At 67.2% G+C, this 10,899-nt stretch carries 9 protein-coding genes and 3 pseudogenes; 7 read left to right on the top strand and 5 right to left on the bottom strand.

The genetic code is table 11. The features are described 5' to 3' along the window. The 3 genes and pseudogenes from ACFYMC_RS29030 to ACFYMC_RS29020 form a co-directional block, all read right to left on the bottom strand. Positions 1–1,084: pseudogene (locus ACFYMC_RS29030) on the bottom strand (transposase); the annotation flags it as partial. A 139-nt stretch (positions 1,085–1,223) separates the two neighbouring features. Beyond that, positions 1,224–1,757, bottom strand: coding sequence for a hypothetical protein (locus ACFYMC_RS29025; RefSeq protein WP_388530911.1), 534 nt, complete (start codon positions 1,755–1,757; stop codon positions 1,224–1,226). Positions 1,758–2,041: 284 nt separating this feature from the next. Continuing rightward, positions 2,042–2,526, bottom strand: a pseudogene (locus ACFYMC_RS29020) (integrase core domain-containing protein); the annotation flags it as partial. 1,093 nt (positions 2,527–3,619) lie between these two features. Between ACFYMC_RS29020 and ACFYMC_RS29015 the strand changes: the two are divergent. Then, positions 3,620–4,189 (top strand): hypothetical protein, encoded by a 570-nt coding sequence (locus tag ACFYMC_RS29015; protein ID WP_388530907.1) that lies wholly within the window; start codon positions 3,620–3,622, stop codon positions 4,187–4,189. Positions 4,190–4,221: 32 nt separating this feature from the next. Here ACFYMC_RS29015 and ACFYMC_RS29010 read toward each other — a convergent pair whose 3' ends face one another. Next, positions 4,222–4,671 carry a hypothetical protein gene (locus ACFYMC_RS29010; RefSeq protein ID WP_388530904.1) on the bottom strand — a complete coding sequence of 150 codons (450 nt, stop codon included), beginning with the start codon at positions 4,669–4,671 and terminating at the stop codon, positions 4,222–4,224. A gap of 373 nt (positions 4,672–5,044) precedes the next feature. Here ACFYMC_RS29010 and ACFYMC_RS29005 point away from each other — a divergent pair, with 373 nt between their 5' ends. The 6 genes and pseudogenes from ACFYMC_RS29005 (at position 5,045) to ACFYMC_RS28980 (ending at position 10,243) form a co-directional block, all read left to right on the top strand. Beyond that, a complete protein-coding gene (locus ACFYMC_RS29005) occupies positions 5,045–5,809 on the top strand; it encodes a GntR family transcriptional regulator (protein ID WP_388530901.1) in 765 nt (254 codons plus the stop codon). A 590-nt stretch (positions 5,810–6,399) separates the two neighbouring features. Next, positions 6,400–7,458 (top strand): hypothetical protein, encoded by a 1,059-nt coding sequence (locus tag ACFYMC_RS29000; RefSeq protein WP_388530898.1) that lies wholly within the window; start codon positions 6,400–6,402, stop codon positions 7,456–7,458. A gap of 83 nt (positions 7,459–7,541) precedes the next feature. After that, a complete protein-coding gene (gene dnaB, locus ACFYMC_RS28995; protein ID WP_388530895.1) occupies positions 7,542–8,987 on the top strand; it encodes a replicative DNA helicase in 1,446 nt (481 codons plus the stop codon). A 218-nt stretch (positions 8,988–9,205) separates the two neighbouring features. Next, positions 9,206–9,418 (top strand): annotated as a pseudogene (locus ACFYMC_RS28990) (transposase family protein); the annotation flags it as partial. 172 nt (positions 9,419–9,590) lie between these two features. Beyond that, complete coding sequence (locus ACFYMC_RS28985) at positions 9,591–10,043, top strand: transposase (RefSeq protein ID WP_388530914.1); 453 nt, start codon at positions 9,591–9,593, stop codon at positions 10,041–10,043. Continuing rightward, a complete protein-coding gene (locus ACFYMC_RS28980) occupies positions 10,040–10,243 on the top strand; it encodes a hypothetical protein (protein ID WP_388530892.1) in 204 nt (67 codons plus the stop codon). The genes ACFYMC_RS28985 and ACFYMC_RS28980 overlap by 4 nt, the downstream gene beginning before the upstream one ends. A gap of 232 nt (positions 10,244–10,475) precedes the next feature. On the opposite strand, the gene ACFYMC_RS28975 is transcribed toward ACFYMC_RS28980, so the two are convergent. Next, positions 10,476–10,763 carry a WhiB family transcriptional regulator gene (locus ACFYMC_RS28975; protein WP_388530889.1) on the bottom strand — a complete coding sequence of 96 codons (288 nt, stop codon included), beginning with the start codon at positions 10,761–10,763 and terminating at the stop codon, positions 10,476–10,478. Positions 10,764–10,899: the final 136 nt, after the last annotated feature.

The following is a 10,899-nucleotide window of genomic DNA, read 5'->3' as shown; positions in this document are numbered from 1 at the left end:
GTGGTCTTCGGGCGGATGTGCCGGAAGTCCCGGCGGACGCGGGCGGGCGTGAGGCGTTCGATGGGTGCGGGTTGCTCCCAGGGCCGGCGGAGGTCTGCGGCCAGTGGCCGGGCGAGACTGAGTTGGGTGTAGGCGGCGAGGATCAGCCAGGTTCAGCGGTCGGCCGCTTCGGGTGTGCGGATCTTCGGGCAGGTCCAGCCGAGGGTCTGCTTGAACAGGCGGAAGGTGTGCTCGATGTCGAAGCGTCGCAGGTATGCCTGTCAGAGCCGGTCGACGTCAGCTGCGTCTGCGTCGGTACCGGACCACCACAGCCAGACCGGCTTCGGTGTGGCTCCGCTGGGCAGGTGGTCGATGTCCAGGCGGATCACGGTTCCTTCGATGATCGGGAGGGTGCCGTCGACCGCAGCCCAGGACGAGCGGTGGGTGAGTTTGGGGTGGGGCCGGTCCCAGGACCGGGCCAGGGCGGTGCCGTAGAGACGTGCGTCGGTGACCGTGTGAGTGTCCGGGGTGCCCCAGGTGTCGGGCTGTCCGAAGACGAACTCGCCGCCGTGCCGGGGCGGCCGGCCCCTGGTGTGAGGCTCCCGCGGCGGGGCCGGCCGGCGCAGGACGCGGTCCGAGCGTATCCGGTCCACGAGCTACGGCCGGGCTCAAGCGCGCAGATGATCGAGTAGGGCCAGCCGGGGACGGGGATGTGCTGGTCCTTGCCCCGGCCGTAGGTGTGGCACAGGATTCGCTCTGGTGAGGTGTGGGCGTCGGGCCGCAGCCAGCAGGTGACGTCGACGGCCAGGACCAGCCGACCGTCAGCAGCTCGCGGCAGCGGCACCGAGGCCAAGGTCCGCCGCATCCGTTCGGTGTCGACTCGGCCCTGGGCGAGCGCGGCGTAGAGGCCCCCGTGTCCGCGGCGGTGTTCGCCCACCAGCGACAGCTCGGCCAGCGATCTCACCGGACCGTCACCGCACAGAACCGCATCCGCCAGCTCGAACAGAGCATCCGAACGAGCGGTGAGACAGGAGTAGAAGTCGTCTCGGAAGCGTGACAGTTCCACCAGCGGCTCTCGCCGGGCATCGTGATGCAGCAGACTCATCCTCACGGCCTTCGTGCTGGACGTGTGTGTTCCTTGGTCGGAGCACATGTTCAGACGAAGGCCGCTTCCATGTACGGCGGTTACCGAACCGAGTGATCAAGTACGACACACCGTTCGACCACGCACGTTAAAGATCAAGTTAGTCGGTCTCCGTCGTCGGCTCAGCGCGAGAATCGGCAGCATGCTGCTGCACATGAGTGGGCTGGGCGGAGGTCCCCCTCTTCTTCGGCGGCACACCGGCGTCCATCGAGATGGTGACGGCGCGTTCGGTGCTGCCGCTGTCGTCGTCCATGTCAGGGATCAGCTCGCAGAGGTAGTGGCCGGCTTCGATGTCGAGTGCTTCGTCGAACTTCCAACCGGTGATGTATGCAGTTCCGTTGGAGGAGTTGAGCCCACGGACCTCGTAGACGTGCTCGCCGGTCTCGTTGTCGGCGCAACGCTGCAGCATGAGCTTGCGGGCGTCCCGGTCGACAAGGACGATGAGCTTCATCGTTGGCATGTTGCCTGGCCAGCGAGCACCGGCTTCGCCGGGCGTGGGACGGAGCCAGTTTCGCGTGCCCGCGGACAGGGTGATCTGCGAGCGTCCGCTCTCGCTGTGGAGCACGGTGAGCTTCGCTGGTCGCTGCTTGCGCCGCGGCTGGCCCAGGTCGGGGCGATAGATCTCGAAGGGCATGATTGCGGTCCTTTCAGAGGCCGGTCAGGAGGGTATGCCTGGGTCAGCCGGCGAGGTGGTGGCTCAGACGCGCGATGCAGTCGGCATAGCCCTCGCGACGGCGAAGCCGCTCGTCTTGGCCGCCAGCCGGTCTTCCCACGAGGGGTAGGTCTGGCGGGTGGTGCCCCTGTATGCCTGCATCAGCGAGCCTCCTTGGTGTCTGGTTGGAGGCCGATGCGCGTCCCAGCTGGTGCATTGACGGGTCTCGTGCCTTGACCCTGGAGGGTGGACACCTGTTCGTGTCGTTATGCGGCAAGTGTCAGAGTAGCTGACTGCTGTTCGTAGACGATCGGTGCCCGCTGTCCGTTTGCCGAGTGCCGTCGGCGGGTGTTGTAGTGGGTGGTCCAGCGGAAGTCCGCCAGGCGGCAGGCGCGGGCCCCGTCGAAACGGCGGGCACCATGGAGCGTCTCGCGTTTGAGGGTCGCGTTGAACGACTCGGCGAGCGCGTTGTCCGCGCTCGTGCCGACCGCGCCCATGGACTGCCGTACTCGCAACTCGGCGCAGACATCGGCGAATTCACGAGAGGTGTTGCGACCACCGATTGAATCCGCCCTGGGCGCCGTTGTCACCTTGGAAGATCTCCCCGTCCCGGCTGCCGCGGACCCGGGCTGCTGCCCGGAGCGCGTCGGTGACCAGCGAGGTGCGCATGTGGAAACTCGCCGTCGCCCACCGGCAGGTAGGTGATGTCGCCGACGTACTTCGTGTTCGGTGCTGGATGTGAGTGTTTCCTTGGTCGGAGCACATGATCCAGACGAAGGCCGCTTCCACGTACGGCGGTTACCGAACCGAGTGATCAAGTACGAGGCACCGTTCGACCTCGGACGTTAAAGACCAAGTTAGGGCGCCGAGCCCGGCGCCCTAACTCTCGCCGTGCCGACCTTTGCAGCCGGGATAGCCGCACTTCGGTCTCGTCGGCCTTGCCGGCTTCCTGCCGAACCTGGCGGCCCTGCACCTGCTGGTGGCCGGCGGGATGCACTACCTACCCGCCAACGCCGGACGACTCGATGCCCTTGCAGGCGATGCGGTGGATGATGCCCAGGGGCTCGTTGCATGATCGAGTTTTGTCCGGAGTGCGGTGCCGGCCCCTCTTTGGAGGCGACACCCGGGTCCGGACAGGGGCGGACGTGATGGGCGCGGTTTCAGTGATCATGATGAGTGTCGAAGTCCCATGAGCACCTGTCGAGTCCGCGCCTGCACCTGCATCGTCTCCCATGCCCACCGTGCTGGCCCAACTGGGCCGGACTGCAGCACCGGTTCGGTGCGCGAAGAGAAGCGTGATCCGGTCACGGACCAGCCGCTCGGCACCGGCCACGACGACATGCTGCGGCGGCCACCACCTCGGCTACCAGACCGAGCCCGGGCACCGGCTCGGCAACCGCTACACATGGCGGGCTGACCTCCGCTCCCTGGGGATTCAATGCTGCAGACCGAGCACCGACGGCATCAGCAACCCCAACGAACGCTACGCGAGCAGACGCGCACCTGAACTCTGCCGCGGCCAACCCGAGTTCATCCCTGACCAGCAGAAACGCACAGATCAGATTCGGAATGCGGATGGCTTCTCGGGCCACAAATGAGAGCAGGAAGGGTGGTTTGCCTACTCTGAGCAATAGGGTACATCGGAGCCGGTGTCGTGCTTCCATTCGCCGCACAGCCAAGGCAGGTACCGCATGATGTCTTCTCACAGACCCAGGCTCCGGCGCCGAGGAGGGTACCTCCGGCGCAGAGCCTGGCATCTGGTCTTCAGGCTCGTCGGACCGTGCCTGGCCGCGGGACTATTGAGCGGTCCCTGTGCGGTTGCGGCCCCGATGGTCGCACCGGCCGTGGATACGGGCAGATGCATCCCCGCCGTCCACATCGCCGACACATTCAACGACCGCGTGGTGAAGCGGCCCGCGCACGGGGGACCCGGTACAACTGTCGGCACGCGCCTCGACTCCCCCTCCGGGGTCGCGATCGCCTCCGACGGAAACGTCCACATCGCCGACACCGGCCATCAGCGCGTCGTCAAGGTCGCCCCCGCCGGATCGCTGTTCGTCAACGACCGCTACAATCAGCGCGTCATCCAGGTGCCGCCGCACGGGGGACCGGTCACGACCGTGCCGGTCGACGGGCTGGCCGATCCCGGGGGCCCGCCCCTTTGCAGGGACGGCAGTGTGATCGTGGCGGACCCCTACAACGGTCCGGTGTGCAAAGTCGCCCCCGACGGCGGCCCTCAGAGCACCGTGGGCACCTGCCTGCAGTTCCCCACCGGCGTCGTCACCCCGGGCCGCGACGCCTCCATCGCGGACTTCAACCAGAGCCGGGTCTTCCGGGTCGACGCTGACACGGGCTCCCCGGTCACGATCGGCACCGGGCTGGACCCTCTACGCTCTCGCCCCCGACTGCCGTGACGAGGCCACCGGCGGCAGGTGACGCTGCCGTGCTACGGACCCCCACCGCCTCTTTCCCGGGTCCGGACCGACTCCACGGCCCGAAAGGGCGCTCTCTCAGTGGCCACACCGACGCCCTCCAACAGCCCCCATGTATGTCCCGGCCTCGGTGGCCGGGGCGCCCGCCCGGGAAGGATGAAACCGGCATGTCGCACCTCCGTCTCACCTGCACCGCCACGGTACTGCTGGCGACCGTAGCGGCGCTGCTTGCCGCACCGGCCAACGCCGGCACCCCCGACAAGCCCACCCTGCCGCCGGTCGAACGCCTTCTCGTCGACCGACGCGAGCGGCACGCTGCGGGCCTCGGTCGGCGCTACGTCGCCGATGGACAGCTGCGTGCGGCAGGGCTCGGCGACGATCACCGGCAGCTGGCTGGTCGTCTTGGTGCGGGACTTCCGTCGGCGCTTGCGGGCCGTCGGCGTCTTTGGGGTCACGAGCGTCATGGGCATAGAGGCTCCTCGCGGCGGAGGGGATGGACTGCGTCGAGGGTGAGCTCTTTTACCACCAGGTGCTCGGCGAGGCAGGTGTCCTGGAGGACGGACAGTGCATGGCAGCAGGCAGTCGGGACACCTTCGGAATCTGGTGAAGCTGATCACCTGTTGGGCGGGCGACTTGCTGCTGCTCTCGGGCTGATGAACGCGCAGGATCTGGGCAAGGCGGTAGTACGTGCCAGCTAGCACCTCACCGGGATGCGACCCCGACTCGGCTGGTGACGTGACGTGACGTGACGACGACGAGACTTGGCATGATGGTGTGTCAACAACCCGACTTAATGAAGTACGCTAAGGCCGTCGACCTCAGGGAGGAGGGATCGCAGTGCCCGCTCACCGGCAGTGGCAAGACCTGGCCGACCGGCTTGCGGCCCGCATTGACGCTGGGGAGTTTCCGCCCGGCGCGAAGATGCCGACCAACAAGCAGCTGATCGAAGAGGGGGAACATAAGGGCACAGTAGATCGGGCGTACCGAGAACTGGTTGAGCGCGGCTATGTCGTGCGTCGGCCCCGCCACGGGACGGTGGTTCGAGATCGGACGCCGATACGCGTACCACTGTCCCGATATCGAGGTGTGATCCGGCCGGACCGTCCGCTGGGGCCCTGGCAAGCTGCTACGGCTGAGCAGGGCTTGGACGGGCGAATGCAGCCGATCAGCGTTGACCGAACCACCGCGCCGATGGCCGTTGCGGAAGCCCTCGGCATCGCCCCAGGAGCTCCTGTCATACGGCGCACCCGTCATGCATCCATCGGAGACGATGTCGTCCAGGTACAAACGGCCTGGTACGAAGCAACTCTCGCCGCCGAGCTCGGCCTGGACGCACCAGTCACCATCTCGGGCGGGATCTACGGCGCAATGAAGCATGGCGGTCTGACTCCTCGCTGGGCCGATGAGCACGTCACTGCCCGAATGCCAACGAGAGACGAGGCTGCAGTTCTAGCGGTCGGCGCGGCCGTGCCTCTACTCCTTGTGCAGCGCGTAACCCGGGACGTAACCCGCCGCCCGGTCGAATTTCTCCAAGTCATGGGCGCGGCCGACCGACTGGAACTGATCTACGACGACCTGCCGCTCGTTGAGGAAACGCTGTAGGACGGTGGGTCGATCCGGTCAGTCAGCGATCGAACGTGCAGGGCGAAAGAGACGAGCGGGTCCCGCCCGCAGCACAGGAAACGCGAGGAGAACGCGCGCCATGAGTACAGACCGTGCGTAGAGAACGAGGACGGCCGCCCTGGTTGGACAGGACGGCCGTCGAAGCGACTCCCCAGCCGGCAAGCATCCGGAGTCGTGGTTCAGCGCGGTGACCGCACTGGGTGCCTGGACCACCAGGGGCCCGCCGGTCACCTACCTAACAGAATAGACGACGATCCGTGGGCAAGCTCAGCACACCCTTGCCCAGGTGGCCCGCGTCACAGTTGATCAGCTGATCCATGGCTCCCTCATCAAAGGGGACCTTGCGTGTCAAACCAGCGCAACGCCGCCAGTGCGGCTGTACCGACCCCGAGCCCGCACCTGGGCCTTTCGGGCCGCGGGCAAGCCTTCGGGCAAGCCCTGATGCGGAGAGTTCACGGCACAATTCCCATCAGGAGGAGTGCCGTGCACCCGAACTACCCTCCGACCGCCACCACGTGGGTGGCGGTCCACCTCCTGCCCGTAGCCGGCCGCCGCAAGTCGGTGCCGGCATGAGTCAGCACCACGAATTCGACATCGCCGCCGCCATCGTCCGGGGCCAGGCCCCGGCGCGCGCCGTCACGGTCCAGCGGGCCGTGGCCTTCAGCGGCCGCCTGACCCACCAGCTCGACTACGTCGTCTACCTCCACGTCCTCTTCGCGATCAACAGCGGCAACCAGGTCACCGTGCCCGGAGTGGTCGCCTCGGTCCGAGAGGCGGGCCTGCGGTCGGCGAAGAGCGGCACCGAGCTCGTGGGCCGGGACGCCGTCTACGAGTCCTTCGCCCGGCTCATCGAGGCCAGCTTCATCCGCCGCACGACCATCCCCAACCCGAAGGGCAAGGGGTACCGCGGGCTGACCTCGTACGAGGTGTACGAGCACTTCGAGGACAACCCGGACTACTCGCCCGAGGACGCCTCCGGGGAGCCCGAGACGAAACTTCCGGTGTTCGCGGAAACTGCTATTTCCGCAGGTCAGCCCACTTCCGGTGTTCGCGGAAACAAGGGTTCTTCCGGTGTTCGCGGAAGCGGTGTTCGCGGACGTGGAGGATCGTTCGTTTCCGCAGGTCAGCCCACGTCCGCGAACACCGGAAGTGGAACGGGCTCCCCCCCACACCCCCCGGAGGAGGTAAATACCTCCTCCCCCTACCCCCTCGGGACAGGTGCGGATGGTGTGGCGCCTGCGGCGCGGGAGGAGGAGATCCCCACCAACCCCACCCCCTCGGCTGAGCAGGTGGAAGCCGCCTCGCAGTTCCTGCAGACGCTGCCCCGCCCCTGGACCGCAGGGCGCGTAACGGCGAAGAGCCTCGCTCCCCTGCTGGCTGAAGTCGTTGCCGATCAGGGCTGGGAGCTGGACGACTCGCTGGCTACGGAGCTCACCCAGAACCCCGAGGGCGTGAAGCGTCCGACGAAAGTGCTCAAGGCCCGCATCGAGGACCTCCCCCGCCGACTGGCCCGCAAGGACGTACCCAGGCCTCGCCCGGCTGTGGCCGAAGACCCCGACTTCGCACCTGTCCCGATGCCGGACAAGGTCGCCACGATCCTCTCCGGCCTGCGACGGCAGGCTGTCTGACCCAGCCGCGAACATGACGGCGGCGGCCGCTCCCGCGAAGAACCGGCCGCCGCTCCAGACCACTACCTGACAGGAAGAGATCCATGGCCAGTGTCCCACTCCCCGCACCGCCCGCGGAGGACGAGGCGTTCATCGAGCCCACCTTCCGCTCCGCCCGCGCCCAGCCCGACCGGCAGGCCTTCGAAAGACTCCCGCCGCAGGACCTCGACGCGGAGCAGTCGGTCCTCGGCAGCATGGTCCTGTCGAAGACGGCCATCACCGAGGTGTCCAACCTGCTGGCGGACGATGACTTCTACCGCCCCGCTCACCAAGCGATCTACCGGGCGATCCTTGAGGTGACAGCCAAGGGCGATCCGGTCGACCCCCTCACCCTCGGCGACGCGTTGCAGAAGTCCGGCGAGCTGGCGAAGGTCGGCGGTGCCTCCTACCTGCACACCCTGGTGCAGTCGGTGCCGACCGCCGCTAACGCCGAGTACTACGCCGAGATCGTCCGCGAGAGGGCGGTCCTGCGCAGGCTGGTGGCCGCAGGCACGAAGATCGTCCAGATGGGGTACGAGGGCGTCGGTGAGCTCGACGAGATCACCGCGGCCGCGGCTTCGGAGATCGCCGCGGTGACTGAAGGCCGCGACCGCCAGGACGACTTCTTCACCCCGAGCGACACCCTCGAAGGCACCCTCGACATGATCCAGGCCGCTGAGTCCGGAGGCGAGCTCAGCGGTGTCACCACCGGTTTTACCGATCTCGACTCGCTGACGAACGGCTTTCAGCCGGGACAGATCATCGTGGTGGCAGCCCGGCCCGGCATGGGCAAGTCCACCCTCGCCATGGACTTCGCGCGCGCCTGCACGATGCCGCGGGGAAAGAACCGGAAGCCCACCCCCGGTGCAGGCCGCCCGGCGGCGTTCATCACACTGGAGATGAGCATCGACGAGCTCAACATGCGGTGCCTGTCCGCAGAAGGCGACGTCGCTCTCCACCACATCCGCTCCGGCACGCTCGACGAGGCAGGATGGGGCCGGCTCGCCGTCGCCGCCAAGCGGTACAGCGAGGCTCCGCTCTACATCAACGAGTGCGCGCGGTCCCTGGCCGAGATCCAGGCGAAGTGCCGTCGGCTCAAGACCCGCATTCCTGCTCTCGCCGAGATCATCATCGACTACGCACAGCTGATCGAGAGCGGTGGCAAGCGGCACGACAGCCGCGAGCAGGAGGTCAGCCACATCTCACGGAGCCTCAAGCTGCTGGCGAAGGAACTCCAGGTGCCGATCATCCTGCTGTCGCAGCTCAACCGCGGGCCGGAGATGCGGGCGGACAAGCGGCCACAGGTCTCGGACCTGCGTGAGTCCGGCTCGATCGAGCAGGACGCGGACATGGTGATCCTGCTGTACCGCGACGACGCCTACGAGAGGGAGAGCCCGCGGGCGGGCGAGGTCGACATCATCGTGGGCAAGCACCGAAACGGGCCGACCGCGTCGATCACAGTGGCGCAGCAGCTCTACCTGAGTCGTTTCGTCGACATGGCCAACACCTGAGGGGGACCCGAGGGACAGCAGGAAGTACTCGGCCGGCCTCGGTGAGCTGCGGGCTGTACGCGACGAACTCAAGCCCCTGGAGCGCGAGCTGACGCAGCTCAGGCCAAATCGGCAAGCTGCGCGACAGCCGGGCCGAGAAGGTCGCCTGGTCCGCCTGACGGGTCAGGGATGGTTCGGCGCCTTGCCGGGGTGGCTCTCACGTTTCTCCATCAGGAGCGGTGAGTCGTCCATCGGGCCTCGTCTGTGCCTGCGCGGCCGTGTCCGGAACGAGGAGTGTGGATGAGATCGCCGAGTGGGCGGCGCGGGCCTCGGACACCATGCTGACGGCCGTCGGAGTCCGCCGGCATCCGCTGCGGTGGCGCCGTGCCCCCTCGCGGACCACGATCGGCCGCGTGCTCGCGGCCGTCGACGGTGACGCCCTGGACCAGGCCGTCGGCGCCTACCTCACCGCCCGGAACACCGCGGGAACAGCCTCGGGGAAACGACAGGTGATCGCCGTCGACGGCAAGTCGCTGAGAGGATCGGCCCGCCTGTCCGCCGGCCGCAGACACCTGCTCTCCGCCGTCACCCACCAACCGGGCCCTGACCCTCGCCCAGGCCGAGGTGAGAACCAAGACGAACGAGACCGCGCACTTCAGGCCCCTGCTCGAACCGCTGGACCTGGACAGATCCCTGGTCACCTTCGACGCCCTGCACTCGGTCCAGGCGAACGTCACCTGGCTGGTCGAGACGAAGAACGCCCACTACATCGCCATGATCAAGCGGAATCAGCCGACCGCCCACCGGCAGCTCGCCGCCCTGCCCTGGCCTGACATCGCCGTCCAGCACACCGCTTCCTCTGCCGGACACTGCCGCCGGGAGTCCCGCTCGATCAAGACCTGCGGCATCGCCGACGAACTCGGCGCCGCAAACAGACCGGTGGGCGCGAGAGCCGCGAGAGCCGCGAGACCGTCTATGCCGTCACCAGTCTCGACGCCCACCAGACCACCCCGGCCGAGCTCGCCGCCGTCCGCGGCCGCTGGGCCGTCGAGGCCCTGCACCATGTGCGAGACGTGACCTACGCCGAGGACGCCTCCACCCTCCACACCGGCACCGCACCCCGCGCCATGGCCACCTTCCGCAACCTCGCCATCGGCCTGCTCAAAACCCTCGGAGCCGTCAACATCGCCAAGACCACCCGCGCAATCCGCGACCAGCCCGAACGATCCCTCCCGCTCCTGGGCATCACCAACAACCCGGAAACTGAAGGAACTTGATCAAGCCCTGACCCAAGCCGGATCTGCGACATCGCCCGCGCCGCCCTCGTCCTCAACGGAATCTGGAAGTGAACACCGCTGAGAAAACCTCATTGGGTTCCTGCCCGGGACCTTCGAGCCCCTCAAAGAGCTTCTTCAGACACGTCACCCGATGGTGCTTCAGCAGCGTCTGACCAGGGGGTTCGGGGAGTGCCGTCACCCGATCTGTGGCCAGTCGAAAGAAGCTCAAAGATCAGCGGGAACCTTCACCGCGGGCTTTCGGGTCGAGCAAGGCGCGCTCCACAGGGTTCATGCCGGCCACGACACCGCTGCGGTGCTCCCAACGCTGGCCTGCTTCTGCAGTCATAACTTGGCCCCAACAGTCGTTGAGGACAGGGCATCGGCGGCAGATCTGCTTGGCTGCCGACTCTTCAGTAGTCTCGAAGAAGACTTCCGGGTCCTCTGAGGCGCAGGCCGCCTCGCGCTGCCACTCACCGGGGCGGGCTACGGTATCGGGGGCCCACCTCCTACCGTTAGTCATTTGGTGCTCCCTAAGGCTATCCCGTGCCGCTGGACACGGGGCTAGTGTCTCGTGATTCCGTTAGCGTTACTTGATCTTGTGTGGGAGGGTCGCTTGGTATGGAGTTCTCCGTGGAACAGGTCGCCGAGTTGCGGGA

It is taken from the genome of Streptomyces sp. NPDC006879 (assembly GCF_042869595.1).
In the GTDB taxonomy this organism is placed as follows: domain Bacteria; phylum Actinomycetota; class Actinomycetes; order Streptomycetales; family Streptomycetaceae; genus Streptomyces.
The sequence above is the reverse complement of the archived record's forward strand: the minus strand, read 5'-3'. Positions and strand labels throughout refer to the sequence as shown.

Excerpts from the sequence above, each read along its gene's own strand:
- ACFYMC_RS29000 (WP_388530898.1), top strand. The coding sequence starts at position 6,400 with ATGAGTCAGCACCACGAATTCGACATCGCCGCCGCCATCGTCCGGGGC.
- ACFYMC_RS28975 (WP_388530889.1), bottom strand. The coding sequence starts at position 10,763 with ATGACTAACGGTAGGAGGTGGGCCCCCGATACCGTAGCCCGCCCCGGT.
- ACFYMC_RS29025 (WP_388530911.1), bottom strand. The coding sequence starts at position 1,757 with ATGCCCTTCGAGATCTATCGCCCCGACCTGGGCCAGCCGCGGCGCAAG.
- ACFYMC_RS29010 (WP_388530904.1), bottom strand. The coding sequence starts at position 4,671 with ATGACGCTCGTGACCCCAAAGACGCCGACGGCCCGCAAGCGCCGACGG.
- dnaB (WP_388530895.1), top strand. The coding sequence starts at position 7,542 with ATGGCCAGTGTCCCACTCCCCGCACCGCCCGCGGAGGACGAGGCGTTC.